Consider the following 25,601-nt stretch of genomic DNA (forward strand, 5'->3'; position numbering starts at 1 on the left):
CTTCGTCCTCATGCCGGTCAATGCGGAAAAACGCGGGCAGAAGCGGCCGGCGCGGACTGAAGCACATGCAACGAGCATGCACTCACGCGTCTTTAAGGTGTGTGCGGCGGCGCACGCTGCCATGCGGCGCAGTGCCGTTTTCAATGTTGCGGTAGAGGCTGCCCGAGGCTTCAGCCGGACACGGTAACGACACGGTAATATACGCGGCAGCACTCGCCCGATTCGTTGCGGCGCCGGAGGACAGCCACAAGGAGCCAATCGTGAATAAAAACCGGTTTTGCCATCATGCCCTGCTTGCGTGGGCGCCGACGCTGATGCTGCTTTCGTCGCTTCTGTTGCTGGGACAACCACGCCCCGCGTTAGCCAGCGAGGACAGCGCCAACGCCAGCGCGGAAGTCGCAGGCCAACGTGCCCGCTTTGACCAGGAACTCTGCGGAGAATCCGCACAGGATGTGGCCAACTACAAGGAGAAGCTGAGAAATGTTCTCACCGAAGCCAGCCAGTTCGATACGCGCTGGCAGGCAGGTTGGCAGCGCGGGAATAGCGACGTGACCCAGATGCGCTCGCTGCGACTCAATTCCCCGTCGGAATTCGCGGCGCGGCTCAAGGGCAATTGCGATCGCATCAAATGGCAGGCTGACAACCTGTTGCGAGCACGCCCGCAAAAGTAGCCTCGCGCCCGAAGCTGTTATTCTTCCCTCTCTTCCGACCACCACCTGGTCGCCTGCCGCCTTCGGGCGGCATTCCCGAGCGGCGCGCTTACGCGCCCGGCATCAGCGAGACAGGAATTTGCATGTTCGGTTTTCTGCGCGGCTATTTTTCCAACGACCTGGCAATCGACCTCGGCACGTCGAATACCCTGATCTATATGCGTGGCAAGGGCATCGTGCTGGACGAACCCTCGGTAGTTTCGATTCGTCAGGAAGGCGGTCCGAACGGCAAGAAGATCATTCTGGCCGTCGGCAAGGAAGCGAAACAGATGCTCGGCAAGGTGCCGGGCAATATCGAGGCGATCCGCCCGATGAAAGACGGCGTGATCGCCGACTTCAACATCACCCAGCAGATGATCAAGCGCTTCATCCAGATGGCGCACGAGTCGCGGATGTTCGCGCCGTCGCCGCGCATCATTATCTGCGTACCGTGCGGCTCGACCCAGGTCGAGCGCCGCGCGATCAAGGAAGCCGCGCATAGCGCGGGCGCCTCGCAGGTCTATCTGATCGAAGAACCGATGGCCGCGGCCACCGGTTCCGGGTTGCCCGTATCCGAGGCGACTGGTTCGATGGTGGTCGATATCGGCGGCGGCACGACCGAGGTGGGGGTGATCTCGCTCGGCGGCATCGTCTATAAAGGCTCGGTGCGCGTGGGCGGCGACAAGTTCGACGATGCGATCGTCAACTACATTCGGCGCAACTACGGGATGCTGATCGGCGAACAGACCGCGGAAGCCATCAAAAAGGAAATCGGCTCCGCGTTTCCAGGCTCCGAAATCAGGGAGATGGAGGTCAAAGGCCGCAATATGTCCGAAGGGATTCCGCGCAGCTTCACGGTGTCCAGCAACGAGATTCTCGAAGCGCTCACCGATCCGCTGAATCAGATCGTCTCCGCGGTGAAGATCGCGCTGGAACAGACGCCACCGGAACTGGGCGCCGACATCGCCGAGCGCGGCATCATGCTCGCGGGCGGCGGCGCATTGCTGCGCGATCTCGACCGCCTGCTCGCGGAAGAAACCGGCCTGCCGGTGTTCGTCGCCGAGGCGCCACTGACCTGTGTGGTGCGCGGTTCGGGAATGGCGCTGGAGCGGATGGATAAATTCGGCGGAGCTTTCTCCTACGAGTGAATGTGGCGCCGCGCAGGCAAAAAAACTATTTCACTACACCTTCTAAGAATCGACCAAATACTTGGTTGCTGGCACCCCTAAGCCTCCCGTACCGTTCTCAGTTTGCGGCCCCGCCACGGAGAACTTATGCCAGCAACCGATTCACGCCCCAACCCAGATTACCTGACCGCGGACGCAGCAAACCTGTTCGCTGAAGACGACCTGACCCGTCGTTTCGCGCCTGTATTCGCCCGCATCGCGGAAGGCGCCGTCCAGCGCGAACAGAATCGAGAACTCCCCTACGCTGCCGTGGAATGGTTGCGCGAAGCCGGCTACACCAGGCTGCGCGTGCCAAAACGCTACGGCGGCGAAGGTGTCACGCTGACTGCGTTTCTCGCCTTGGCCACACGTCTCGGCGAAGCCGACTCGAATCTGCCGCAAATCCTGCGCGTGCACGGCGGCTTCATCGAATCGCTGCTGGAAACCGACGACGAACCGCTGCGCGACCGCTGGTTCACGCGTATCGCACAAGGCCAGATCGTCGGCGGCGCCGTGTCCGAGCGCACCAGCGTCACCAGCAACAGCGTGCGCCTCACCCAAACCAACGGCGCGTGGCATCTCGACGGCGAGAAGTACTACACCACCGGCACGCTCTACGCGGACTGGGTCGACGTCACCGCGCACGACGGGCAAAGCGACGTGCGCGTACTCGTCAGGAGCGATGCGCCCGGTCTCGCCCGGATCGACGACTGGGATGGCTTCGGGCAGCGTCTTACCGGCAGCGGTACGGCGCGTTTCGACCATGTGCCGGTCTCGCCCGACAATCTGTATCGGCGCTATAACGCCGCCGAACCACGCCGCAACAGCCTCCTGACCGCCTACTACCAGGCGCTGCACGTCGCAAACCTGGCGGGGATCAGCCGCGCGGCACTGCGCGATGCGGTGGCGTTCACGCAAAGCAAAACGAGAACTTTCGGTATCCCCGGTGAATCGAGCCCCCGCGACAATCCGCTGGTCCATCGGGTGGTCGGCCGTCTCGCGAGCCTGGCTTTTTCCGCGCAGAGCATCAGCGCGTCGCTCGCACGTGCAATCGATGCGGTGTCAGCGGCGCGGCAGGAAGGCCGTACCGACGAGCAAACCTATATCCACCTGGACATCCAGACCTTCCAGGCACAGCAGATCGTCATCGAGCAGACGCTGCAAGCCGCAACCCTGCTGTTCGAAGTGGGCGGCGCATCGGCCACCAGCGAGACGCGCCGATTCGATCGCTACTGGCGCAATGCACGCGTGCTGGCGTCGCACAATCCGGCCATCATCCGCGAAGCGGCAATCGGTGACTTCTATCTGAACGGCAACGCGCATAGCGAGCGGTTTAGCGTGAACACCAGCGCGTTCAGCTGATCGCTCGCATGTGGCACAGTATCGTCAAGCGCATGCACTACGCTTGCGATACTGGACAGCCCGACGAGCGACATGAAGAACCCGACTGCCTACGAGCCCCCGGTCGACGAAGACCAGCTTCTGCTGAAGTGGATCCGGCGCGCGCGTGAATCCCAGATGAGCCACTACGACATGGCCGACCTGCTGTCCGCGCGGGACCGCAGCGTCGGCTGGCTGGTGACCGCATTGACCGCCTTTGTGGGCACAGCGGTCTTCGCTTCGTTGAGTTCGACCGCCGTCTCTCCGGCGCTCAGGATTTTCGTGGGCTTCGTCAGCGTTGCGGCGGCGGTCTCCGCCGCGTTGCAAACCTTCCTCAGATACGCGGAGCGTGCGGAAAAACATCGTGCGGCCGGGGCGCGCTACGGCGCGGTGCGGCGCAGGCTGGAAGCGATCTTTGCCGGTGACGCCGACGCGCGCGACGGCCACTATCTCACCGCGATCCGCGACGAACTCGACCGGCTTGCTGAAGATTCACCGAACGTGCCGCCGCGCGTCTTTTATCGCACTCAGCGAACCCTGTCCGATGAACCGCGACGAAGTCGCGATGCATAAGCGTCGGAACGCGGGGTTGTCGTAAATGTTCTGTGTCATTTGTAAATTGCATTAACTTCAATTGAAGCAATGTAGCCGCTGATGTAAAGGCGCGGAGCCCGGCGGCATGTCATAGGCCCATGCGATTTCCCTAGCAGCGTTCGGCCGCGGTTCCGGGCAAGGCGGCGGAAGCTCCGGCAGTAGCGGCTGAAGGTTCGGTATAGATCGCTTCCAGCCATTTAAGGGTCACTTAAGCACACGGCCCGCATAATACACGCCGGGGATAATACCCCTATTCAAAAGCAGGTTTTCCCAAGGCATTCGACGCACGATATGGCCGCCCGGTCTGCCGGTATTTACGCGTTTCTGAGCCTTTACATCTGCCCGACTATGGTATTGTCCGGCGTGCGCTTTCAAGCGCATTGCCACACTCAATCGGGAAGCGCAATCGCTCCCTAAAAAAAAGATCATGGAAGTCCAAAACGCCCGTCACTGGGCACCACGGGGAACACGCGTCTGGCTCACCGCGGCCGCCGCATTGGCGATCGCCAGCGGGGTGCGCATGTTGCTCCATCCATTTCTCGGACCGATCATGCCGGGCACCGCGTTCTGTATCGCGGCGGCATTGGTCGAGTATTTTTGCGGACTGGCGCCGGCGTTCACGGTCATGCTGTTCGGCCTCGGTATCGCCGACTACCTGTTCGTCCCGCCGTACGCCAGCATCGCCGTATTCGACCGCGCCGACCTGCTTCTGCTGGTCTCGTACCCGCTGGTGACGCTGCTCGTGATCATACTGATCGAACGCCTGCGCCGCTCGCAGTTCCGTGCGGAGCTGATCGCATCGGTCGCGCAGTCGCGCTATGAAATGCTGCTGCGCCACGACAACGAACGCATGCTCGCACGCCGCGCCGTCGACGAAACACACCGGCTGCTGCGCCATCTCTCGCACCATCACAGGACCTTCATTTTCATTCAGGCGCTCGAGCGCAACGCGTTGCAACCGATGGACGACATCAAACCGCAAGGTGTGCTGCCCCGTCTGCCCAACGAGATTGCACCGGGCCCCCGCTTTGCGGATGTCGATTCCGAAGATATCCAGCGTCTCAGCAAGGCGCTGTGGCCAGGCAGCCATCGCGTGCACCTGAAAAGCGGCGATGGCGTGTCGAAGCTGACCGAGTGCGTGTGCGAACGGTTCACCACCCATGCCGGCGATTTCCTCGTGCTGCGGATCGGGACCTGATCCATGAGCCAGCCAACGAGTCTCTTCTTACCCGGCGACAATCATGCCGTGCTGATGCTGCACGGCCTGTCGAGCTCGCCGCTCGAATTACGTTTTCTTGCGCGCTATCTGAACGCGGAAGGCTTCACGACCTGCACGCCGGTTCTGCCGGGCTATAGCGCAGGCTCCAAAGAAACGGCCATGGAGGCCTGGATCGAGGCCGCCGTGCGCGAGTACGATGCGCTCGCCGCGCGCTTCACACACGTCTCGATCTGCGGGCTATCGATCGGTGCGGCGTTAGCGCTGGCGCTGGCGCATCGCCGTCCAGCGGCACGATCGCTCGTGCTGTTGTCGCTAACGCTCTCTTACGACGGCTGGGCGATCCCCTGGTATCGTTTCCTGCTCAACTGGGCGTACTTCACACCGATGCGCAATCGCTGGCGCTACCGCGAGGCAGCGCCGTTCGGTTTGCGCAACGAAGCGCTCAGGGCGAAGATCGCCCGCGCGATGCAGCGCAGCGACTTCAGCGAAGTCGGTCCGTCGACGATTTCATTGCCGGCCTTGCATCAGGCAAGCCGCCTCGCCGCGAGCGTGCGCACTCAGGTGCGCGACATCAAGACCGATTGCCTGATTGTCCATGCGATCGACGATGAGACGTCGAGCCCTCGCAATGCCCGGTTTGTCGCCGCGAATATCGACGCTGCCTTTTTACGCACAATCTGGCTGGATGATTCGTATCACATGATTACGTCGGACAACGAGCGCGAAATCGTCGCGCGTGAAACCGCGCTATTTTTGCGCGAGAGCGAAGCGGCCCACAGTGGCGACGACAGCGGCAAGCAGCAGGTCGTCTCGAAGGCTTTGGCGCGGCGCCTCAGACAACTCGCGGCGCTTGGCAAGGAGCGCGCATGACGGCGCATTCCGGGCAGAGAAACGGCCAGGCCGCGTGCGCGTCGCTGCGCCCCACGCTCAGGTTTGGTCGACCCGCACGCATGTCATTGCTGCTCGCCGCTGCACTCGGCCTTTGCACGGCACGCGCGGCCTACGCAGACGATGCAGGTCCGGCCGCGACGACAGATGCAGGTACGGGCGCGGCCACCGAGAGCAAATGGAAAATCGGCGTGGGTCCTGGTGTGGTGATCACGCCCAAGTACCCGGGGTCACGACAGCTGACCGTATTCCCGTTCCCTGCGCTGGATATCTCATACGACGACCGGATTTTCTCGCAGGGCCCTGACGTGCTTGGCGTCAACGTGCTGCGCGGTCCGGCCTATCACGTGGGCGCGGCGTTGAGTTTCGACTTCCAGACTCGCAAGGAGTCCGACGATCCGCGACTGCATGGCCTAGGCAATGTGTATGGCGGGCCGAAACTGAAGCTATTCGCCGACTACACGTGGTGGGCGTTTACCGGGTCGGTGGCGTTGTACCAGGATATCGCCGGGCATCACCAGGGGACGCAGGTCAGCACGGATTTCGTGGCTTCCGCGCCGGTTGGCGGCTGGTTGTTCTCGGTGGGTCCGGGCTTCACCTGGGCGAATGGGACGTACACGCGGACGTTCTTCGGCGTGTCCGGGCAGCAGAGCGCGGCGTCGGGCTTGCCCACGTACAGCACCAGTGCCGGCGTGCGGGACATCCATATGAACGCCATGGTGACCTACGACTTTTCCAAACACTGGAATGGGTCGGTTTCCGCTACGTTCGGACGACTGGAGCACGATGCAGCCAATAGCCCGATTACCGAAAAAAGATTCGAGCTCAATACACTCGCTTCGGTGAATTATCGTTTTTAGGTTTTAACCTGCACGACGTTGTTGGACAAGGCTGGATTTATTCGGAATGCATATCGAATGAGCGGCGAACCCAGCCGGCTCATCTCGATCCCGTTGTACCGCCCTCGCACACGTGTGTGGCCGTGTTGCAGTTTGCAGATTTATCACCAATACTCGTTGCAGCCGGAGATTGAAATATCAATCTTGCGGGGCCCATGGCGATGCGTTTAGCCGCCAGGAAACCGCATGCGGAAATTCTTGAAGATACGGAGATAGGGAATGCCCACTCATGCCTCTGAATTTCTCGACCGGCAAATGCAAATGCCCATGTCGATTCAATTCGCCACGGACCTCGGGCTCGCCACAAACGTCATCGCGGCGGCGGCGGCGGTCACCACATTGCAGACGCCGGATCAGAACGCCAACCTTCATCGCTTGCCACAGTTGCAGTGGACACCGATCTACCAGCGTTGCCAGCGCCTTGACATGCGGCAGGTGTGGAAAGCGGTCGGTGCTGCTCGCATCAACAACGACGGCTGGTATCTCTACTGGTCGGACAACGGCGCCACCAAGGAATTGTTGCTGATCGGCCGGCGGGCCGGCCAACCGGTGCAACTCCAGGACTATTTCGCGTGGTCCGTAAGCAATACCGATCAGGTTGTTTTCGATGGCAATTGGACCCCGCCAGGCGGGCGTGACAATACGGTTGACATGACTTTCGGGGGGGACCTGATTTTCAGTCATCTGGATAAACACTTCGGCGCGCAACCCGCCGAGGCACAGTACACGATTGGTGCTAACCCGACTGTCCGCAAGCGCATCGTTGCCGGCATGGAGCAAAAATCCATCAACGAAGGTCTGAACTTCCCCGGTGAGTCATTCTTTCGGTTCAATGTCGTCGTCGGCACCGACGGTCAGCGTCCCCAGTTGAAGAGCACCAGTATCCGGGTCGATACGCCCGGGGGGCCGTCGCAACACAGTCATCCGATTCCGGAAGATCAGCCCGGCATGGTGAGCCATGACGGCAAGGTGAAGAGCGCGATCCGCACGTTCACTACGGCGCGTAACCTGAGCGAACTTGTCGACATCGCCAGATACCTCACGGTCATCGGCGCCGCCAATAACCATTTCTCCAATCTGCGGGCTGACGCGCACCTGTATGGCCATTTGCGCCCACCCGCTTGCGTGTACTGGGCCTGGTAAAACCTGCTGTCACTTCGCCGGTGCGAGGCGGCCTCGCCTGCCGCGGCGAATGGCCGTGTTTCAGGATGCCTGGGAACGGCGAAGGTGCTTAAGCGCTCAAAGCTCCCCCACCTCGATCCCCAATTCCGCAGCCATCCTTCGCACCACAACCTGAAGCCGGCTCAACTCGTCAGCGAGCCGATTTTGCTCAGCTTTCACGGCCTCGAACGCCGACAGCGGCACAACCTCATCTTCCCCGCCCGGCTGTGCAAGATCACTCGCGCTAACTTCGCCGCAAAGCAGATGCGTCCAGCGATTTTCGCGCTCGCCCGGCGTGCGGGCCAGTTTCACTACCCGCGACGGATCGTTGGCAGCCAGTTCGTCGAGAAATGCCTCGACCGACGAGATGTCGGCAAACCCATGCAGGCGAGCGCTGTTCAAGCGCAATTCGGCCGCGGTCTGCGGACCGCGCAGCAGCAACGTGGTCAGCAAGGCAGCCGATTGGCTCGGCAAGCCCAATACGCGATTCATGTTGTGCTCGAAGCGCGGCACACGGCTGCTGCTGCCCTCCATCACCAGACTCAGGCGCTTTAACCCGTCGACGGCGGTGAGCACCTCGGCTTCGGTCGCATTCATCACGGGTGCGCGGCCGGTCTTCTGATTGCAGCCCAAAGTTAACGCGTTCAACGAAAGCGGATAACTGTCCGGCACCGTGTGCTGCTTTTCGACCAACACGCCGAGGACGCGCCCTTCAAGCAAGGTCAAAGCGCGGATGGAGGGACGGGAAACAGCGTCGGGAGTGGAGTTCATAGAAGATGTCGCGGCAAGCGCCGCCGGGTCTCGTGGAGGGTGTGCCTGATCGACGCACAGCCCTGTTGCACAGCCGGGCGGCGGGTTTTAGTTTGTGGCCACTATGATAAACGCCCCGGCCGCTCGCGGTGGACGAATCTCCGCAATGGCCAGCCGCGCCCCGCTCGCGTGCGCGTCCCTTGTGGCGCATTTTTGTTTCATTGACGACTTTCCATATGCGAGATAATTTCCCGAATATGGAACACACATCTTCCGACGACAACGCCATCGACCGCCGTATCGCCCAGCGTCTACGAGAGCTCCGCGCCGAGCGCAACTGGTCCCTCGACCATCTCGCGAAGCTCAGCAACGTCAGTCGCGCCACCCTGTCGCGCCTCGAAAATGCCGCCGTGAGCCCCACGGCGAGCGTGCTAGGCAAGCTTTGCGTCGCCTACGGCTTGCCGATGTCGCGCCTCATGCGCATGGTCGAAGAAGACTTTGTGCCGCTGGTGCCGCGCGAGGCACAGGTGGTCTGGACCGACGCGAGCGTCGGCTTCCGGCGCCGCTCCGTGTCGCCACCGGCCCAGGCGCTGAGCGGCGAGGCGCTGGAGTGCGAACTCGATGCCGGCGCGCGGATCATTTACGACGCATCGCCGAAAGCCGGCCTCGAACATCATCTGATCCTGCTCGAAGGGCAACTGCAGATCACCGTCGACGGCCGGAGCCACGACCTGCAACCTGGCGACTGCCTGCGCTACCAGTTGTTCGGTCCCAGTGCCTTCGTCACGCCCGCGCACAGCGCGGCCCGCTACATCCTCTTCATCATCTGAGTTCGAGCGACCATGAGCGCGACCACCATCACGACCTTTTCCGCCGACGATCTCCTTCGCCATCTGCCCGAACTCGGCACGCTGCTGCGCGCCTGCGTTCATGACGGTGCGAGCGTCGGTTTCGTCCTGCCGTATAGCGTCGAAGAGAGTGAGGCGTTCTGGAGCGGCAAGGTGCTGCCGTCGCTACGCGCGGGCGGGCTTGTGCTGCTCGTCGCGCGCCATGGCGAGTCGATCGCCGGCACCGTGCAACTGGATTACGACACGATGCCGAACCAGCGGCACCGCGCCGAGGTGCGCAAGCTGTTGGTTCATCCCGCGCTTCGCCGCCAGGGCGTCGCGAAAGCGCTGATGACGGAACTGGAACGCCGTGCGCATCACTTGCAGCGCAGTCTGCTGACGCTCGATACCCGTACCGGCGACAAGGCCGAGCCGCTCTATGCCGCCCTGGGTTATAGGACGGTCGGTGTGATTCCGCAGTTTTGCCGCGACACGCTGTCGGAGCGGCTTGATTCGACCACCATCATGTACAAGGCGCCATGAGGGTGGCACAGGCAAGCGCGCACGATGAGCGATGCGTAGCCGGAAAGCCCGCGATGCGGGCTCAGGCGAGTCTTCAATAGGTGAATTTAGCGGCGCGCGTCGAACGCGATCCGCACGGCCAAACCGGCGAGCACGGTGCCCATCAGCCAGCGCTGCACCAGCAGCCACACCGGCCGCCCGGCGAGAAACCCGGCGATCGAACCCGCCATGCTCGCAATCAGCGCGTTGATCGTGACGGCGATGACGATCTGCACGCAGCCCAGCGCGATCGACTGCGTGAGCACGCTGCCGTGCGCCGGCGAAATGAACTGCGGCAGCAGCGACAGATACATCACGGCGATCTTCGGATTCGCGAGGTTCGTGATGAGGCCCATTGTGAAGAGCTTGCGGCGGCTGTCGTGCGGCAGGTCGCGCACCTGGAACGGCGAGCGGCCACCCGGCTTGACCGCCTGCCATGCCAGATACAAAAGATAAAGCGCGCCGCCGAAACGCAATGCGTCGTACGCGTAGGGCACCGTCAACAGCAGCGCCGTGATGCCGAACGCCGCGCAAAACATGTAGAACACGTAGCCAAGCGCAACGCCGCCAAGCGACACGAGCCCGGCGCGCCGCCCCTGGCAAAGCGATCGCGAGATCAGATAGATCATGTTCGGGCCGGGCGTGAGCACCATGCCGAGCGAGACAAGGGCGAAGGCGAGCAACGTTGTAGCAGCGGGCACGGCGGTCTCCTCTGTGAATTAAAGTTGGGCAGTGCCGCCCAATATAGCCGATGCCGTCAATTCAAGCCTTCAGTCCGGACATAAAAAATGGGCATTCGGCGCTGCATCACAGGAAACACTTGCAGGGAAGTTTATTGCCCGGTATCGTCGAGCCGTTCTGCAATGCAGCGCGGGAGAGATCGTCAGAGGGTTGTGACGACGCCGACGGAGCAACCGCCCCGGAAACTCTCAGGCAAAAGGACCGCGCAGCTGGAACATCTGGAGAGCGGCGCCATGCGCGCCCACCGAAGGGGATTCCCCGCATACCGCTTGCATCGCACGCGTAGGCTCACGGGAAGAAACTCTCAGGTACATGGACAGATGGGGCATCGACGCCGGTTTCGAAACGAAATCGACACCGGTGATGCTCAACTACTCTGGATCATGTCATGTCACGAATCGCCATTATCGGCGCCGGCATTACCGGCGTCACGACTGCTCACGCCCTCGCGCAGCGCGGCCACTACGTCACCGTGTTCGAACGTCATCGCTATGCGGCGATGGAGACCTCGTTCGCCAACGGCGGCCAGTTGTCCGCCAGCAATGCCGAAGTCTGGAACAGCGCCGCCACCGTGCTGAAAGGCCTGCGCTGGATGCTCACGCGCGACGCCCCGCTGCTGCTCAATCCGATGCCCACGTGGCACAAGTATTCGTGGATGGGCGAATTTCTGCGGCAGATTCCGCGCTATCGCGCGAACACCGTCGAAACGGTGCGGCTCGCGATTGCGGCGCGCGAGCATCTGTTTTCGATCGCCGAGCGCGAGGGGATCGACTTCGATCTGGAGCGGCGCGGCATCTTGCACATCTACAAGACACGCAAGGAATTCGATTCGGCCAGCAAAGTGAATGAAATACTGCGCGAAGGCGGCCTGGATCGCAATCCGGTGACGTCGAGCGAGTTGCACGCAATCGAGCCCACGCTGCAGGGTGATTTTTTCGGCGGGTTCTTTACACCGTCGGACTCGACTGGCGATATTCACAAGTTCACACGCGGGCTCGCCGATGCGTGCGTGCGGCATGGCGTGGAGTTTCATTACGACGCGGAGATTACCGCGATCGAGCAGCCGGCCGAGGGGCGATTCTCGCTGAGCGTGAATCTGGCTGGTGAGCCGCAGCAGTTTGCTTTTGACCGGATCGTGGTGTGTGCCGGTGTGAAGAGTCGCGACTTCGCGGCGATGCTTGGCGATCATGTGAACGTGTACCCGGTTAAGGGGTATTCGATCACCGTTTGTCTTGATGATGAAGTGAGCCAGCAGCGCGCGCCGTGGGTAAGTCTGCTCGACGATAGCGCGAAAATTGTGACCAGCCGGCTCGGCGTGGATCGGTTTCGGGTTGCCGGGACGGCGGAGATCAATGGATTCAATCGGGATATCCGGTCGGACCGGATTGCGCCTTTGGTCGATTGGACTCGACGGTATTTTCCTGAGGTAACGACTTCGAAGGTGATTCCGTGGGCGGGGTTGCGGCCTATGCTGCCGAGTATGTTGCCGAAGGTCGGGCGCGGAAAACGGCGCGGTGTTTTTTATAACACCGGGCATGGACATCTGGGCTGGACGTTGTCGGCAGCGACGGCCCAGGTCTTGGCGGGGGCGATTCAGTAAGCTTTTTTTGCCGCAGGCCCCGGTGTCCGCAAGGACACCGGCACCTCGATGGAGCCCACATGCCTAAATCGCGCCCGGCTGAGCACAGAGCAGGCCATGCCACTGGCAACACGCGCCTGACCGACGGCCAGATCGCCGCTGAAGCCAAAACGCGGTTAGCGTGGGACGCAGCGGTCCCTCAAAATGCCATCCAGGTAAAAGTCTCCCACGGTCGCATCACGCTGCTCGGCGAACTTCACCGTGACCAGCAAAGAACCGCGGCACTCGAAGACGTCACCCGCCTGTTTGGCGTAGCAGGCGTCTTCGACCACACCACGATCAAAGCGTAATGGCATGAACTGGAACCGGCCTGCACCCGCATCGCTCGACAATGCCTCGCGATCTGCCTCGCCTCGCAGGTATGAGCCGGCTTCATCTTCCACAACAGTAGCTTCGTTGGCGTTCACCTGAACGCGCTACGCCGGCTCTTTCTCATTGCGTTGTGGTGGCTGGTACCGCCATTTACTGGCGCTGGGGTCGTTGCGCGCATCGTCGCGCTCGCGTTGTTCGGCACGCGCCTCATCGGCGCGACCCAGTTCGGCGCGCCGGTCGCGCACGGCGGCTGGCGAATCGGCCTGACGCAACGGCGACGACGAACGCCGCGGAGAAGGTATTTGCGACATGGTGCCTCCCTTTTTCGAGGATGTGGAACGGATCAACGTTTCTTGCCGGTCCAGCGATGGTCCGGGCGGTTTAGGAGACGAAGCTGACGCAAGTACATCGAAGCACCGACCATCAGCGCCAGGCCGGCCACGATGCCCCAGATTGCGGATGTCATGATTTTTCCTTGGCCCGCCCGCCGCACAGCGCTTGATCGCCTGCGACGTGACGACGGGCATCCGATTGTGCGCGCGGCTAATTTTGAACAGACCGGGTTGCGACGCACCCTAAGCAAGGATCATGCGCTCAATTGACCGCCGTGTCTGTACGCTGTTGGAGCATTGGGCCTTTGGCGCGCCAGCGGCCGCCGATCTTGCGTTAGACTTTAAGCCAGCATTAAGTGAATGCGATTAAGCTTTTCATGCTAAATGCGCGACGGCGGACCGCATGTGGCGCTCCTGTCCTGCTCGCCCATCATCCGAACGGCCATCATGTCGACACCCAGCCGCCTCAAAGCGCCTCTGATTCTTGTTGTTTCGCTCGTGCTGTTGTGTGCCGGCGTCGCCGTTCTGGTGGGCGTGTTCGGCCTGCTGGTCAAACTGCTGGGGCTTGGCTAGCGCGCCGTTGGGGGCCGTTGGGGCCCGTTTGGGGCCCTTAAGCGCCTCCTGCCGTCCCGCCGCTCAGAAGCATATTGACGTCGATATCGGCCAGCTCCCCAATCCGCTCGATCGTCACATCCGCGGGCGGATTGCTGGAAATCTCCCTGGGATCGAACGCGTAGTGCCCCTGGCGAGGAAAAACCGTGGTCAGCCTCTCTCCCCAGGCCTTCTTCATGGCCGTCAGAATCCGTAACTTGTCATCCACCATCACGTACTGCCGGGCGGGATAGCACTCCATCACCTGATCGAGCATCTGCTCCTTATGGATGTAGATCAAAACCCGTCCCTCGACCTCGTCCCATAAGCCCGAGCGGGCGATCTTGCGCGGTTGGAACACCACGTCGCCGTCGGACAGAATCACCGCGGGGCCTTGCTTCGATACGTGTTTGATCGCATCCAGTGCCCCCGGATACAGCCGGTTCGCAAACGGGTAATCGATCAGAAACGACGACATCAACAACAGGCGCGTGTCCCGCGGGTGTTCCCACCGATAGCGCTGCAACGCCCCAAGGTAATCGGCGTAGCCCAGCTCGGCGCGCAAGTCTTCAAAAATTTCCCAGTACCGTGCGCTGTTCTGCTCGCCGAACTCGCGGATCATGTGTGCACGTAAATCCGCCAGCACGTGATCGTTGTCCAGCAGCGTGTTATCGCAATCGAACAGAAACACGACGTCGTGAGGCGTAGCGTCAGCAGCTTGCATCGCGGCTCCCTTGAATTAGCCCGTTTGTCCGTTCGTCGGCGTGGCCGCTTTCTCGACGTGACCGCCAAAGTCGTGCCGCATCGCCGACAACACCCGATTCGCAAAATCCGCGTCGCCGCGCGAACTGAAACGCGCGAAGAGCGCTGCGCTCAGCACCGGCGTCGGCACGCCTTCGTCGATCGCCGCCGCGACTGTCCAGCGCCCTTCGCCCGAATCCGATACGCGTCCTGCGTAGCTTTGCAGATCGGCGTCGCTGACAAGCGATCCTGCTATCAGGTCCAGCAGCCACGAACCAATTACGCTGCCGCGCCGCCAGACCTCGGTGACCTCGGCGAGATTCAACTGGTATTGGTAAAGCTCCGGGCGGCGTAGCGGCGACGTTTCGGCATCGGCCTCACGCGCGTGTTTGCCGGCGTCGGCGTGGCGCAGAATGTTCAGGCCTTCGGCATACGCGGCCATCATTCCGTATTCGATGCCGTTGTGAACCATCTTCACAAAGTGCCCCGCCCCCTGCGGACCGCAATGCAGGAAGCCCTGATCGGCCGTACTGGTGCCGGCTGTGCGGCCCGGCGTGGCGGGCGCCGAGCCCGCCCCGGGCGCGAGCGTCGAGAAAATCGGTTCGAGCCGTTTCACGACCTCGGTCTCACCGCCGATCATCAGACAGTAGCCACGCTCGCGGCCCGCGACACCGCCGCTCGTGCCAACATCCACATAGTGAAGCTGGCGCTTTGCCAGATCAGCGCCGCGGCGAATGTCGTCGTGGTAATACGAGTTGCCGCCGTCGATCACGATGTCGCCGGGTTCGAGCAAGGGCACGAGGTTCTCGAGCGTCTTGTCGACCACCGCGGCGGGCACCATCAGCCACACCGCGCGCGGTTTTTGCAGTTGCGCGACGAGGTCCTCCAGCGAGGCAGCGCCCGCGATGCCCTCCTGCTTCAGCCTTTCCACTGCGGCCGGTTGCACGTCGTAAGCGATGCATTGCTGAGCGCCCTTCGTCAGGCGGCGCACCATGTCCGCGCCCATACGTCCCAATCCAATCATGCCTAGCTGCATCTCTCGCTCCGGAAAGTGTCTCGTTGCGCTCTTCGAGCCGGTTCGCCGTACTGGGGCCCTGCCGCACGCTTCATCCGTGGCAGGCGGCTCTCCTGACTTTAGGTGCGTTTGACGTGATCCGGCTGACACACGGTAGCAGCCCCGGATCGTCCGTGCAGTGAATCGGGCATCCCCGCCTGCAATGAACGACGATACGCTTCTTTGCAAGAACGGCGAACCCCTAGCGCCGTTGCGCTTGCCCCTTCCTGTATTGCGTGCGCGCAAAACGCCGCGCCGCGTGCCACATCTGCGGATAGCGGTAACCCGGCACGGCGAACAGCACCAGCGCGCAAAGCGCCAGCAAACCGCAGAACAGGAACGTGCCGCGATAGCTGAACGCCTGCACCAGCAGACCCGACAACACGCCGGAGAGAATCGAGCCGACCCGCGCCGCATTGAAGAACAGCGCGGTCGCGCGGCCCGGCGCGTGCGGCATCAGATCCTGCACATAGGTCATGCCGAGGCACGAGGTCACGGCGACCACGAACGCATTGAGTATCTGCATCGGGATCAGCACCTGAACGCTCCCCGCCAGCGACATCGCGACGAAATACGCGGCATGAACCGCCGCGCAGGCGGCCAGCCAGTTGGGCTTATGCAGGCTCGACGACTTCGCGCCGAGCGCGAGCATCATCGGAATTTCCGTCAAGGCGCCAAGGCCGAGCATGACCGATACGTCCAGATGCGTGCCGCTCAGGCCATGCACGATGTAAAGCGGCAGCACGATCATGGTGGCGTTCGCGGCGAGACCGAGCAAGGTGAGCGCCGCCACGGCACGGCGGATGTCGTTCGCCGAGGCGACGCCCGGCAGGTCCTCGTGCGCCTCGTCGCCGGGCGCGATCAGCGGCGGCACGGTGATCGCGGCGGACGGTTCCGATGCCGTGTCTTCCACCGTGTGATCGCCCAGATGGCCTTGCGGCTCCCGCATGCGCCAGACAATGGCCGCGCAGGCCCCGAAGCTCGCCGCCGCGAACAGGAAGAGCCCATAGAAACCGGCACCGGCGAGCACCAGCGCGCCCACCGACGGACCGAACACCCACGCCGCCGAGAGGATGGTCCGCAAGGTGGCGCTCGCGAACGCTCGCTCCGCCTGGTCCGGCACGGGCAGCGCCGCGCGGCTGAACGAGAACACCATCGAGATGGCCGAGCCGCCCGCGCCGATAAAGACAATGCCCACCGCCAGCAATAGCCGGTAGTCACGCACCACGCATAAACATAGATAGCCCAGTGCGGCGGCCACCAGTGCCGCCAGCAGCAAAGGCCGATGTCGTCCGCTCGCATCGCTCCACCGCCCGGCGAAGGTGCTGGCGAGCACCCCGCTGGCGGCGATCAGTGTCATGAAGATGCCAAGCTTGAGCGGCGTCATGCCGGCACGCTCGACGCCGAACAGTGACAGATAGGGAGCGGTGAACGACATCGCCACACCGAGCATGAGGGTGGCGGCGGCCAGCGGCTTGAAGCCAGGGATGTGCAGCAGGTCGAAAAAGCGGGCGGTTTTCAACACGGATGGCGGTGGGTCAGGGAAAGCGGGTCCGCGACGCGCGATGCGCGCCGCCGACTTCGTGGCCGGAACAACCGGGGCATTATCGACCTGGCTTGCGAGCGCGTAAACCTGCGCCCCCTGCATCCCAATTTTGTGTTGCGCGCCGTTGTGAACAATCAGGGAGTTTGCTCAGGAGGACGGACACGCGCGGCTTGAGGTTTAGCACTATCCACGCCCGCCAGACTGCCCTCGCCCGCCGGCTGCACGACAACGTATCCGCGTTTTTCGAGCGTCCAGCGGTGCCATTGATTGCCATAGGCGCCACACGCAACACCGAACAGTACGGACAGCACCAGTCCGATCGTGCCGATCGTTTCACCCCACAAGCCAGAGAAGAACAGCAGCGTATTGACCGCCAGCATGACGAAAGTGGCGAACCACATTTTCTTCGACATGGCCCAGATGAAGCCCAACAGCAACGCGCCCCAACTGAAGCCAGTGGCGACCGCGACGGTTTCGTCCTTGCCGGGGTGCCGGAGGTAGATCTTTTCTGCCATTTCCTTTCCTGAGCGCGATGATGCCTCTAGAGCGAAGCATGACGTTTAACATGTCACGCTGACAAGAACATGAGTTTCTGTGAAATTCGCGCGGCGAAGCACTGTTGAGCAATGCGCGAGATAGCCGCGTTACCCTGGCATTTCGGACCGACGCTTTGATTCCATAAGGCCAATGAAAGCCCACAGTGCACGCAAAAACGTCCTCGCCCGCGTCACTGACGATCCCGGCCATAGCTGCTACTCTTTACGCAATCAATCGGAGCACCGCATCCATGGCAACCCAAACACCCTATTCCCCGCAAGCGCCCTCGCGAGCCGAAGTCAACGCCCTGCCCGGCACCACGGTCATAGAATTCGGCACGAACTGGTGCGGTTTCTGTCAGGGCGCGCAAGCCTTGATTGCGAAAGCCTTCGAACCCCATGCCGGCGTCAGGCATTTCAAAGTCGAAGACGGCCCCGGCCGCCCGCTCGGCCGCTCTTTCAAGGTCAAACTCTGGCCCACGTTGATTTTCTTGCGCGACGGCGCCGAAGTCGCACGTATCGTGCGCCCGTCAAGCGCAACGGACATCGCCGAGGCTTTTGCGTCGCTCTGAACCAAGACTTCATCTGCAAACCGGCTTAAAGGGAGTACACCTCATGGACACCCGTAGCGAGCTGCAAGCCACCGTCAACGCGATGGTCCAACCCGGCAAAGGTCTTCTCGCCGCCGACGAAAGCGGCCCGACCATCGCCAAACGCTTCAAGACGATCGGTCTCGAATCCAGCGAGGAAAACCGCCGCGCCTACCGCAACCTGCTGCTCACCACGCCAGGGCTCGGCGCATTCGTGAGCGGCGTGATCCTTTACGAAGAAACGCTCGGGCAGAAAGCGGACGACGGCACGCCTTTCCCGCAACTCGCCGGCAAAAATGGCATCGTACCCGGCATCAAAGTGGACCTCGGCAAGATTCCGCTCGCGCTCGCTCCCGGTGACGAAATCACCGAAGGTCTCGACGGCCTCGCCAAGCGTTTCGTCGACTACAAGCGGCAAGGCGCGCGCTTCGCGAAATGGCGCGCGGTCTACAACATCACAGCGAGCTTGCCGAGCCGCCTCGCCATTGAAGCGAATGCCGACGCCCTCGCGCGTTACGCGGCGATCTCGCAGGAAGCGGGCATTGTGCCGATCGTCGAACCGGAAGTGCTCATGGACGGCGACCACACGATCGGACGCTGCGCGGAAGTGACCGAGGCCGTCCTTCACGAGGTCTTTAACGCGCTGCACCGGCATCGCGTGGTGCTCGAACATATCCTGCTGAAACCGAGCATGGTGCTGGCGGGCGCTGAACATGCGCAGCAATCGTCTACCGCGGATATCGCGGCGCATACCGTGCGGATACTCAAACGCACGGTGCCGACGGCGGTGCCAGGGATCGTATTCCTGTCCGGCGGGCAAACGCCGGAAGAGGCAACGGCCAATCTCGACGCCATGAATCGCCTCGGGCCGCTGCCCTGGAATCTGAGCTTCTCGTATGGGCGCGCGTTGCAGGAACCGCCGCTGCAAGCGTGGAGGGGTCAGGCGAGTAACGTCAAGGAAGCCCAGGCGGCGTTGCTCAAGCGCGCCCGTTTGAACAGCGCGGCTGCGCTCGGCAAGTACGACGCGGCGCACGAAAAGGGCTAGCCCCTACGGTCAGCACAACCCACGCGTGCCGCCGCTTGCCGGTAAGCATCCGAAGGTGCGCGCCTTACGGTTCGCACACCACCAGGGCGTGCAGTTCGTCGATATTGAAGGGTTTGGCAAGTATCGCCACGCCGAGCCTGCGCGCCCGTTCGAGCTCGTCGGCGTAGCCCGTCATCAGTGCGATCTTTTGCGCGGGCCACGCGCTGCGTATCTTCTCCGCGAGGTCGATACCGTTGAGCCGGCCCGGCATCTGAATGTCGGACAGCACGAGTTCGAACTTCGCGCCGCCGCTCAGCACGTCGAGCGCCTGGTCGGCGGTCGGTTCGTGCCGCACTTCGCAGCCGAAGGTTTCGAGCACGGCGGCAACGCCCGCCGCCACGTCTTCGTTGTCTTCCACTAACAGCACGACGCCCTTCGGCACCAGCACCGGCTGTTGCGTTGTTTCGACCTCCGGCACCATCGCCTTCTGCCGATCGCGATGGCGCGGCAAATAAAGTCTGACCGTCGTGCCGCGGCCCGGCACGCTATCGATTTTGGCCGTGCCACCTGCCTGTTCGCACATGGCGAGGACCTGGGCGAGGCCGAGGCCGGTGCCCGAGCCGCGCAGCTTGGTGGTGAACAGCGGCTCGAACGCGCGGCGGGAGACGGCTTCGGGCATGCCTTCGCCGTCGTCGGAGCAGGCGATGAGCACGTATTCGCCATCGGGCAGCAAGGTATCGCTGCCCACCAGGCGGTTGTTCTGGCAACGAATCACGAAGCGGCCGCCGCGCGGCATCGCATCGCGCGCATTGACCGCCAGATTCATGATCGCGAATTCGAGGTCGGTCGCATCGGCCAGTACCTGCCAGACGTTCTCGACCATGTTCAAGGCCATTTCGATGTTGTCGCCGAGCGCAGCGTCGATCAGCGGTGCGGCGCTCGGCAGCCAGGTGGCGAGGTTGACCGGTTCCTGCTTGAGCGGCCGTTTCTTCGCCACGCTGAGGAGCTGGCGCGTGAGCGATTCCGCCGTGGCGGTGGCGCGTTCAATGGCTTGCACCTCTTTTTCCAGGTTGTTATAGCGCTTCAGGCGCGAAAGTTCGGTGTTGGCCGCGACCACCATCAGCAGATTGTTGAAGTCGTGCGCGACATTGGCGACGAGATTGCCGAGCGCACCCATGCGCTGCAATTGCCGGCTCGACGCCTCCGCGGAAAGACGCATGGCCACTTCGCCTTGCCAGCGTTCCCACGCGCGACGCTCGCGGGCGAGCTGACGCAGCGAGAAAAACACCAGCAGCCAGATCGCCAGGCAAGGCACGGCCGTGACCGCCGCGATCGCCATGAAATGCCGGCGCCAGGCGGCGTCGATCGCGTCAGTCGCATACGCGCTCAAGACGTAGAGCGGATAGTCGCCGACCCGCCGAAACGCCAGCAATCGTTCGACGCCGTCAACCGTTGAAGTCAGACGGATGTGACCGAATAGCTGCTTGTCACGCATTGCCGCGGTAAACGCGCTCTGCTGGCTGGGCTTCGCGCCGGCCGGCCACGCCGGATAGCGCACCAGCAAACTTCCGTCCTGGCGGTACAGCCCCAACGAGAGCGACGTATCGCCATTAGTCAGCTCACGGTAGAAACGCGAAAAGTACTCGGTGCGCATCGCCACGGCCACCACACCGAGAAATTGCCCATTCTCGCCAGAGCGGCCGGTTGCGGTGTTGAACACATTGGTCTGCGACAGCGGCCCGAACATGGGTTCGGAAAAATAGGGCTGCGGCCGCATTGCCTTGGCGGCCGTGAAGTCATCGCGCCGACTCGTCGACATGACCGGCGCCGGGAAAGCCCGGCTCGACAGCAGCAAATCGCCGTTCGCGCCAAGCACGTAAATCGACGCGACCTGCGCAAAGTCGCCGCCGATTTGCCGCAAACGGTCGTGCAATCCGGCTTCCTGCGCGCGAATCCGCGCATCGTCGTCATTGCCGAGCAGGTCGACGATGCGCGAGGCCATCTGCTGGTTGAGGTCCAGCACCTTGACGGCCTGTTCCTCGGTCACGCGCGCGAGCCGGTCGATCATGTCGTTCGAATCGGCAATCCGGCGCTGATAATCGAAATACCCATAGCCCGCGAGGCAGGCCAGAGGAAACACAATCGAAACGGCGAGCACGATCAGAAGCATGCGCCGCGTCGCCGCGAAATTACGCGACGGCATAGGGAAATCGACTGCGACACGCTCCGCACGTTGCACGGTCACAATCTCCATGAAGGATGAGTACAGGTTGGGCCGGCAGTGAGCAACGCGCCCACGTTGTTCGTGCGCTATTTCCTTTCCCCGAATCTACCGGAATTTACCGCACTTCCGCCGTTCTCCATAGCGTGCCGGGCAATGAAAGCGACTCACGTGCCGGGTTCTAGCCTGGCACACGGATTGCCGGCGATGGGGCGTCCACCGATTTGCCGCCCGCTGCGTGTTGCAGCGCGGCGAAGGCGCGCTGCGGCTCGTGAAGGCTCGTGAACGCAAAGCTATCCGGAATCGCGCAAACGCCATACCTGGCCGCTGGTGCTCGCGCCAGGCCCTAACTTCGCCAGATTGCCGGGGGCGTTCGCTTTCGTCAGAGGTAAGTGGTTCTTCCAGTCGATCGAATACGCGTTGCGCAAAGCGCAACACGCCCTTTGGGCAATCGCGGAGAAACGCTTGAATATGCTTGAATACGGCGTACAAGCACTACGTGTGACGTGTTGCGTGACGTGTGCGCCGTGGAGATGAACAAGATGAATAGGGACGGGAATGACGTGGGACAGGAGCGCGTCCGCTGAACCGGCCATCCGGCTATAGGAATGTCCAGCGAGGGCATCGCAGCAGAATTAACGCATCGCGCATGATTCACGGCGGCCCGATTGCATGCAGCGCGGCGGCCGACTCGAGCAAGCGTAAAAGGCGTTCGGGCGTCAGGGGTTTGGCACAATGCGCGTCGAAACCCGCGGCCCTGGCACGCGCCCGGTCTTCGCGCGAAGCAAAAGCCGTACAGGCCACCAGCAGCATGTCCGAAGTCGATGGGTTGGCGCGCAGACGGCGAGCCAGCTCGAGACCATCCAGGACAGGCATCTTGATGTCGAGCACGACGGCGAACGGCTGCCACTCACAGGCCATCCCGCAAACGGCGAGCGGATCGATCAGCGCACGGCACTCGAAACCATCGGCATTCAGCAGCATCTGCAGAGCTTCTGCGGCTTCCCGGTAATCGTCGACCACGAGCACGCGGCGGTTCGATGCCATCGCATACGGGATAGGCCGCCAGACCACGACGTCATCGTTCTCGTCCATTCTGTTGTCGAACGTCACCCTCTTCTCCCTGGCTGCTTCATGGTGCCGTTATTGGGCACCGAGGACCCTGCGTGCAAGATTCGCTCCACCGCGCGGCGAGCGTCTGTTTCACCCCATCGCGCGCGAGGCATACGCTTCGGTTTTCGCCACGCCGCGCCCGATCCACCGCTACACACGCGCTACCTCAACACCATAGCGCAGCGGGCGGACTGCCGCTTCCTGATTTATGCTGTCTTGACGCCTCCCGATACATCGTGCGCAAACACGGGATATTGCGTTGAAATATCGATGAAACGCACTTCCGTCGTGCATGCCGCCCTTGCTGCGTGCATTGCGCATAACTTCATGTCCACCTCGCGCATCATCGACCGCTGTATACGAACGGATATAGTCGTAGCGAGTTCGGGAAAACACCCAGGGCCGTCGAAGCGAACCGGGCGTGCGAGCGGAACACACGGCGTCCCGATGACTCCGTGCAAACCCGGCCTTGTGGCGAGACTGCGGTAACATGCCCCATCGATGCCGGGCCTGGCGTTTTCGCCGCCGATCCCGGCAAGTAACAGGACTCGACGATGAGCTGCAGCAAGCGCAATAACGTAAAGATTTTCGATAGCGGCAAGTGGAGCATGGTGCTGGCGCATGGCTTCGGCCGCGATCAGAACGTGGGGCGCAACTTCGAACCGCTCTGCCTGTAAGACGATGCAGAGTACGCACCGTCCATTGCCGTCCTCCGATGCCCTGTTCGAGCACGCCGCGTGCGGCCTGCTTGTAACGACTCCTGACGGCTGGATCCTGCGCGTCAACGCCACCTTCTGTGGCTGGCTCGGCTTTAGCGCGGCGGAGCTCGCCGACGTGAAGCGCATTCAGGATCTGCTGACCGCCGGCGGCAAGACGTTCTATCAGACGCACTGGTCGCCGCTGCTGCATATGCAGGGTTCGGTGGCCGAGGTCAAACTGAACATGATGCATCGGGACGGCCACCTGGTGCCGATGCTGCTCAACGCAGTGAGCCGCCAACACGGGGAAAGCAGCTACCACGAAGTGGCGGTGCTGATCGTCCCGGATCGTCACAAATACGAACAGGAACTGCTGCTCGCGCGCCGCAACGCCGAAGCCTCGGTCGCCGCGCATCAACTCGCGCAAAAAGAATTGCAGGAGAGCCGTGACGTGCTGAGCCTCGCCATGCGCGGGGCACGCATGGGTGCGTGGTCGCATGAACCGAAGTCAGGCAAATTCTGGTGGAGTCGCGAACTCGAAGCACTCGCGGGCTACGCCGAGGGACGTTTCGCGAAAATGCCCGATGGCTTTTTCGAACTGATTCATCCCGGCGACCTGATCGCGCTCGCCGAAGCCGTCGACCATGCAGTGGCAAGCGGTGACGACTACGTCGCCGAATTCCGCTTCATGCATGCAAGCGGCGACTGGTGCTGGATGGAGGGGCGCGGCCGCGCCACCTACGACCGCAACGGCGAGCCGCTGACAATCTACGGCCTCGGCATCGACATCACCGAACGCAAGGACGCGCAGACCGTTCTGCTGCGCCAGGCGGCCATTTTCGAACACCTGAGCGACGCCATCGTCATCACGGATCTACGAGGCAACATCACCGATTTCAACGCCGGCGGCGAGCGCATGCTGGGCTATCGGATGCGCGACATTCTCGGCAAGCCGATTGCGATGTTCACGCCGCCCAAAGACGCATTGCGCATTCGCCGGGAAGCGCTCGCCGCACTCGCCGCCGAAGGTACGTGGCGCAGCGAACTGACGTTCGTGCGGCGCGACGGCACACACGGCGTCTGTGAAACGGTGGTCAAGCCGTTGGCGAATGCGCGCGGCGACATCTACGGCGCGGTCAGCGTGAGCCGCGACATCACCGGGCGCAGGCGTGCCGAACAGCAATTGCAGCGGTTGAATCTGGAACTCTCGAAGGCCGACCGCCGCAAAGACGAATTTCTCGCCACGCTCGCGCACGAGTTGCGCAATCCGCTCGCGCCGATGCGCAATGTGCTTGAAATCCTGCGTCTGAAAGACTTCGCCGACCCGCAACTGAGCTGGTCCCGCGACGTGTTCGACCGCCAATTGCAACACATGACTCATCTGGTCGACGACCTGCTTGAAGTGTCGCGCATCACGCAGGGCAAGCTCGAATTGCGCAAGCAGCGGCTCGAACTCGCACGTGCGATGCAGGCCGCCATGGAAGCAGCGCGGCCCACCGTCCAGGCGTCGGCGCATCATCTGAGCGTGACGTTGCCGCGCGAGGCGCTCTACCTCGACGCCGACCCCACGCGCCTGTCGCAAATGATCCTGAACCTGCTGAACAACGCCGCCAAGTACACGCCGCCCGGCGGCAGCATCTCGCTTGCCGCGTCGCGTGAAGGCGATGAGGCCGTGATCGTCGTGCGCGATTCAGGTATCGGCATTCCGCGCGAGCATCTGGACAGTGTGTTCGAAATGTTCTCGCAACTCGCCCCGGCGCTGGAGCGCTCGCAAGGCGGTCTCGGCATCGGCCTTGCGTTGGTGCGCGGGCTCGCCGAACTTCACGGCGGCACCGTGGCCGCGTTCAGCGGCGGTCCAGGCAGCGGCAGCGAGTTCGTGATTCGTCTGCCGCTATCAAAGGCGGCTCCAGAGCCGGCAAATAGTTCGCTATCCGAAGTGCCGTGCTCAGCGCGCTTACGCGTGGTGATCGTCGACGACAACGCGGATGCCGCCGAAAGCCTCGCCATGGTGCTCGAGCTCGAAGGTCACGAGGTGCGCACGGCCGGCGACGGCGTCGCCGGGCTCCGGCTGATCGGCGAATTCGCGCCGCAGGCGGTGATTCTCGATATCGGCTTGCCACTCCTGAACGGGTATGAAGTGGCGCGGCACATTCGTCGCGATCGTCAGGACACCGGCATTCTGCTGATCGCCGTCACCGGTTGGGGCCAACAGCAGGACAAGCAGAGCGCCGAAGAGGCCGGCTTCGACCATCACTTCACCAAGCCGGTCGATCCGCGGGAATTGCAGCGGGTTCTGAGCCGCTAGGACGCGCACGTCCGCAAACACGCG

The 25,601-nt window shown here is 62.5% G+C and carries 27 protein-coding genes and 1 riboswitch; of the genes, 17 read left to right on the plus strand and 10 right to left on the minus strand.

Annotation, left to right across the window (positions count from 1 at the left end; genetic code table 11):
• Nucleotides 1–260: 260 nt before the first annotated feature.
• The 8 genes from KHO23_RS08015 (at nt 261) to KHO23_RS08050 (ending at nt 7,978) form a co-directional block, all read left to right on the plus strand.
• A complete protein-coding gene (locus tag KHO23_RS08015; protein ID WP_236066745.1) occupies nt 261–671 on the plus strand; it encodes a hypothetical protein in 411 nt (136 codons plus the stop codon).
• Nucleotides 672–793: 122 nt separating this feature from the next.
• Complete coding sequence (locus KHO23_RS08020) at nt 794–1,837, plus strand: rod shape-determining protein (RefSeq protein WP_211610480.1); 1,044 nt, start codon at nt 794–796, stop codon at nt 1,835–1,837.
• Between the two features lie 126 nt (nt 1,838–1,963).
• Nucleotides 1,964–3,217, plus strand: a complete 1,254-nt coding sequence (locus KHO23_RS08025; RefSeq protein WP_211610481.1) for an acyl-CoA dehydrogenase family protein — start codon at nt 1,964–1,966, stop codon at nt 3,215–3,217.
• A gap of 72 nt (nt 3,218–3,289) precedes the next feature.
• Nucleotides 3,290–3,808 (plus strand): SLATT domain-containing protein, encoded by a 519-nt coding sequence (locus tag KHO23_RS08030; RefSeq protein ID WP_211610482.1) that lies wholly within the window; start codon nt 3,290–3,292, stop codon nt 3,806–3,808.
• A 448-nt stretch (nt 3,809–4,256) separates the two neighbouring features.
• Complete coding sequence (locus KHO23_RS08035; RefSeq protein ID WP_211610483.1) at nt 4,257–5,027, plus strand: DUF4118 domain-containing protein; 771 nt, start codon at nt 4,257–4,259, stop codon at nt 5,025–5,027.
• 3 nt (nt 5,028–5,030) lie between these two features.
• Nucleotides 5,031–5,918, plus strand: a complete 888-nt coding sequence (locus KHO23_RS08040) for an alpha/beta hydrolase (RefSeq protein ID WP_211610484.1) — start codon at nt 5,031–5,033, stop codon at nt 5,916–5,918.
• A gap of 80 nt (nt 5,919–5,998) precedes the next feature.
• The gene (locus tag KHO23_RS08045) at nt 5,999–6,796 is read left to right on the plus strand and encodes a MipA/OmpV family protein (protein WP_211610788.1); all 798 of its coding nucleotides are present in this window, start codon (nt 5,999–6,001) and stop codon (nt 6,794–6,796) included.
• A 258-nt stretch (nt 6,797–7,054) separates the two neighbouring features.
• Nucleotides 7,055–7,978, plus strand: coding sequence for a hypothetical protein (locus tag KHO23_RS08050; protein WP_211610485.1), 924 nt, complete (start codon nt 7,055–7,057; stop codon nt 7,976–7,978).
• A 96-nt stretch (nt 7,979–8,074) separates the two neighbouring features.
• On the opposite strand, the gene KHO23_RS08055 is transcribed toward KHO23_RS08050, so the two are convergent.
• On the minus strand, nt 8,075–8,767 hold the full coding sequence (locus tag KHO23_RS08055) for a YceH family protein (RefSeq protein ID WP_211610486.1): 693 nt from the start codon (nt 8,765–8,767) through the stop codon (nt 8,075–8,077).
• A 236-nt stretch (nt 8,768–9,003) separates the two neighbouring features.
• Between KHO23_RS08055 and KHO23_RS08060 the strand changes: the two genes are divergently transcribed.
• Both KHO23_RS08060 and KHO23_RS08065 read left to right on the plus strand, forming a co-directional pair.
• Nucleotides 9,004–9,576 (plus strand): helix-turn-helix domain-containing protein, encoded by a 573-nt coding sequence (locus KHO23_RS08060; protein WP_211610789.1) that lies wholly within the window; start codon nt 9,004–9,006, stop codon nt 9,574–9,576.
• A gap of 12 nt (nt 9,577–9,588) precedes the next feature.
• A complete protein-coding gene (locus KHO23_RS08065) occupies nt 9,589–10,116 on the plus strand; it encodes a GNAT family N-acetyltransferase (protein WP_211610487.1) in 528 nt (175 codons plus the stop codon).
• An 86-nt stretch (nt 10,117–10,202) separates the two neighbouring features.
• Here KHO23_RS08065 and KHO23_RS08070 read toward each other — a convergent pair whose 3' ends face one another.
• Nucleotides 10,203–10,835: a LysE family translocator gene (locus KHO23_RS08070; protein ID WP_211610488.1), complete on the minus strand. Its 633-nt coding sequence runs from the start codon at nt 10,833–10,835 to the stop codon at nt 10,203–10,205.
• Nucleotides 10,836–10,995: 160 nt separating this feature from the next.
• Nucleotides 10,996–11,089: riboswitch (glycine riboswitch) on the plus strand.
• Nucleotides 11,090–11,263: 174 nt separating this feature from the next.
• Here KHO23_RS08070 and KHO23_RS08075 point away from each other — a divergent pair.
• The gene (locus KHO23_RS08075; protein WP_211610489.1) at nt 11,264–12,475 is read left to right on the plus strand and encodes a D-amino acid dehydrogenase; all 1,212 of its coding nucleotides are present in this window, start codon (nt 11,264–11,266) and stop codon (nt 12,473–12,475) included.
• Between the two features lie 59 nt (nt 12,476–12,534).
• Complete coding sequence (locus tag KHO23_RS08080) at nt 12,535–12,804, plus strand: BON domain-containing protein (RefSeq protein WP_211610490.1); 270 nt, start codon at nt 12,535–12,537, stop codon at nt 12,802–12,804.
• A 126-nt stretch (nt 12,805–12,930) separates the two neighbouring features.
• On the opposite strand, the gene KHO23_RS08085 is transcribed toward KHO23_RS08080, so the two are convergent.
• Together KHO23_RS08085 and KHO23_RS35375 are read right to left on the minus strand one after the other, a co-directional pair.
• Nucleotides 12,931–13,137 carry a hypothetical protein gene (locus KHO23_RS08085; protein WP_211610820.1) on the minus strand — a complete coding sequence of 69 codons (207 nt, stop codon included), beginning with the start codon at nt 13,135–13,137 and terminating at the stop codon, nt 12,931–12,933.
• A 32-nt stretch (nt 13,138–13,169) separates the two neighbouring features.
• A complete protein-coding gene (locus tag KHO23_RS35375) occupies nt 13,170–13,292 on the minus strand; it encodes a hypothetical protein (protein WP_268963877.1) in 123 nt (40 codons plus the stop codon).
• 313 nt (nt 13,293–13,605) lie between these two features.
• On the opposite strand from KHO23_RS35375, the gene KHO23_RS35380 reads away from it, so the two are divergent.
• Entirely contained in the window at nt 13,606–13,731 is a 126-nt protein-coding gene (locus KHO23_RS35380) for a hypothetical protein (protein ID WP_268963878.1), read from the plus strand.
• A 37-nt stretch (nt 13,732–13,768) separates the two neighbouring features.
• Here KHO23_RS35380 and KHO23_RS08090 read toward each other — a convergent pair whose 3' ends face one another.
• The 4 genes from KHO23_RS08090 to KHO23_RS08105 all read right to left on the minus strand — a co-directional run bounded on the left by KHO23_RS08090 (nt 13,769) and on the right by KHO23_RS08105 (nt 17,605).
• A complete protein-coding gene (locus KHO23_RS08090) occupies nt 13,769–14,473 on the minus strand; it encodes an HAD family hydrolase (RefSeq protein ID WP_211610491.1) in 705 nt (234 codons plus the stop codon).
• 15 nt (nt 14,474–14,488) lie between these two features.
• The gene (gene gnd, locus KHO23_RS08095; RefSeq protein ID WP_211610492.1) at nt 14,489–15,526 is read right to left on the minus strand and encodes a phosphogluconate dehydrogenase (NAD(+)-dependent, decarboxylating); all 1,038 of its coding nucleotides are present in this window, start codon (nt 15,524–15,526) and stop codon (nt 14,489–14,491) included.
• 220 nt (nt 15,527–15,746) lie between these two features.
• The gene (locus KHO23_RS08100) at nt 15,747–17,069 is read right to left on the minus strand and encodes a sugar efflux transporter (protein WP_211610493.1); all 1,323 of its coding nucleotides are present in this window, start codon (nt 17,067–17,069) and stop codon (nt 15,747–15,749) included.
• Between the two features lie 155 nt (nt 17,070–17,224).
• The gene (locus KHO23_RS08105) at nt 17,225–17,605 is read right to left on the minus strand and encodes a DUF2628 domain-containing protein (RefSeq protein ID WP_211610494.1); all 381 of its coding nucleotides are present in this window, start codon (nt 17,603–17,605) and stop codon (nt 17,225–17,227) included.
• Nucleotides 17,606–17,877: 272 nt separating this feature from the next.
• Between KHO23_RS08105 and KHO23_RS08110 the strand changes: the two genes are divergently transcribed.
• Both KHO23_RS08110 and KHO23_RS08115 read left to right on the plus strand, forming a co-directional pair.
• Nucleotides 17,878–18,198: a thioredoxin family protein gene (locus KHO23_RS08110; RefSeq protein ID WP_211610495.1), complete on the plus strand. Its 321-nt coding sequence runs from the start codon at nt 17,878–17,880 to the stop codon at nt 18,196–18,198.
• 43 nt (nt 18,199–18,241) lie between these two features.
• Nucleotides 18,242–19,261: a class I fructose-bisphosphate aldolase gene (locus KHO23_RS08115; RefSeq protein WP_211610496.1), complete on the plus strand. Its 1,020-nt coding sequence runs from the start codon at nt 18,242–18,244 to the stop codon at nt 19,259–19,261.
• Nucleotides 19,262–19,325: 64 nt separating this feature from the next.
• On the opposite strand, the gene KHO23_RS08120 is transcribed toward KHO23_RS08115, so the two are convergent.
• Together KHO23_RS08120 and KHO23_RS08125 are read right to left on the minus strand one after the other, a co-directional pair.
• Complete coding sequence (locus KHO23_RS08120; RefSeq protein WP_236066746.1) at nt 19,326–21,494, minus strand: hybrid sensor histidine kinase/response regulator; 2,169 nt, start codon at nt 21,492–21,494, stop codon at nt 19,326–19,328.
• Between the two features lie 621 nt (nt 21,495–22,115).
• On the minus strand, nt 22,116–22,574 hold the full coding sequence (locus tag KHO23_RS08125; RefSeq protein ID WP_211610497.1) for a response regulator: 459 nt from the start codon (nt 22,572–22,574) through the stop codon (nt 22,116–22,118).
• Between the two features lie 554 nt (nt 22,575–23,128).
• On the opposite strand from KHO23_RS08125, the gene KHO23_RS35385 reads away from it, so the two are divergent.
• Nucleotides 23,129–23,251: a hypothetical protein gene (locus KHO23_RS35385; protein WP_268963879.1), complete on the plus strand. Its 123-nt coding sequence runs from the start codon at nt 23,129–23,131 to the stop codon at nt 23,249–23,251.
• Nucleotides 23,252–23,255: 4 nt separating this feature from the next.
• Nucleotides 23,256–25,577, plus strand: coding sequence for a PAS domain S-box protein (locus KHO23_RS08130; RefSeq protein ID WP_211610498.1), 2,322 nt, complete (start codon nt 23,256–23,258; stop codon nt 25,575–25,577).
• Nucleotides 25,578–25,601 lie beyond the last annotated feature (24 nt).

The organism is Paraburkholderia haematera (assembly GCF_905220975.1).
Classification (GTDB): Bacteria; Pseudomonadota; Gammaproteobacteria; order Burkholderiales; family Burkholderiaceae; genus Paraburkholderia; species Paraburkholderia haematera.

Coding starts and splice junctions, on each gene's coding strand:
- KHO23_RS08020 (WP_211610480.1), top strand. CDS start 794: ATGTTCGGTTTTCTGCGCGGCTATTTTTCCAACGACCTGGCAATCGAC.
- KHO23_RS08025 (WP_211610481.1), top strand. CDS start 1,964: ATGCCAGCAACCGATTCACGCCCCAACCCAGATTACCTGACCGCGGAC.
- KHO23_RS08030 (WP_211610482.1), top strand. CDS start 3,290: ATGAAGAACCCGACTGCCTACGAGCCCCCGGTCGACGAAGACCAGCTT.
- KHO23_RS08035 (WP_211610483.1), top strand. CDS start 4,257: ATGGAAGTCCAAAACGCCCGTCACTGGGCACCACGGGGAACACGCGTC.
- KHO23_RS08040 (WP_211610484.1), top strand. CDS start 5,031: ATGAGCCAGCCAACGAGTCTCTTCTTACCCGGCGACAATCATGCCGTG.
- KHO23_RS08045 (WP_211610788.1), top strand. CDS start 5,999: ATGTCATTGCTGCTCGCCGCTGCACTCGGCCTTTGCACGGCACGCGCG.
- KHO23_RS08050 (WP_211610485.1), top strand. CDS start 7,055: ATGCCCACTCATGCCTCTGAATTTCTCGACCGGCAAATGCAAATGCCC.
- KHO23_RS08055 (WP_211610486.1), bottom strand. CDS start 8,767: ATGAACTCCACTCCCGACGCTGTTTCCCGTCCCTCCATCCGCGCTTTG.
- KHO23_RS08060 (WP_211610789.1), top strand. CDS start 9,004: ATGGAACACACATCTTCCGACGACAACGCCATCGACCGCCGTATCGCC.
- KHO23_RS08065 (WP_211610487.1), top strand. CDS start 9,589: ATGAGCGCGACCACCATCACGACCTTTTCCGCCGACGATCTCCTTCGC.
- KHO23_RS08075 (WP_211610489.1), top strand. CDS start 11,264: ATGTCACGAATCGCCATTATCGGCGCCGGCATTACCGGCGTCACGACT.
- KHO23_RS08080 (WP_211610490.1), top strand. CDS start 12,535: ATGCCTAAATCGCGCCCGGCTGAGCACAGAGCAGGCCATGCCACTGGC.
- KHO23_RS08085 (WP_211610820.1), bottom strand. CDS start 13,137: ATGTCGCAAATACCTTCTCCGCGGCGTTCGTCGTCGCCGTTGCGTCAG.
- KHO23_RS35375 (WP_268963877.1), bottom strand. CDS start 13,292: ATGACATCCGCAATCTGGGGCATCGTGGCCGGCCTGGCGCTGATGGTC.
- KHO23_RS35380 (WP_268963878.1), top strand. CDS start 13,606: ATGTCGACACCCAGCCGCCTCAAAGCGCCTCTGATTCTTGTTGTTTCG.
- KHO23_RS08090 (WP_211610491.1), bottom strand. CDS start 14,473: ATGCAAGCTGCTGACGCTACGCCTCACGACGTCGTGTTTCTGTTCGAT.
- gnd (WP_211610492.1), bottom strand. CDS start 15,526: ATGCAGCTAGGCATGATTGGATTGGGACGTATGGGCGCGGACATGGTG.
- KHO23_RS08105 (WP_211610494.1), bottom strand. CDS start 17,605: ATGGCAGAAAAGATCTACCTCCGGCACCCCGGCAAGGACGAAACCGTC.
- KHO23_RS08110 (WP_211610495.1), top strand. CDS start 17,878: ATGGCAACCCAAACACCCTATTCCCCGCAAGCGCCCTCGCGAGCCGAA.
- KHO23_RS08115 (WP_211610496.1), top strand. CDS start 18,242: ATGGACACCCGTAGCGAGCTGCAAGCCACCGTCAACGCGATGGTCCAA.
- KHO23_RS08120 (WP_236066746.1), bottom strand. CDS start 21,494: ATGGAGATTGTGACCGTGCAACGTGCGGAGCGTGTCGCAGTCGATTTC.
- KHO23_RS35385 (WP_268963879.1), top strand. CDS start 23,129: ATGAGCTGCAGCAAGCGCAATAACGTAAAGATTTTCGATAGCGGCAAG.
- KHO23_RS08130 (WP_211610498.1), top strand. CDS start 23,256: ATGCAGAGTACGCACCGTCCATTGCCGTCCTCCGATGCCCTGTTCGAG.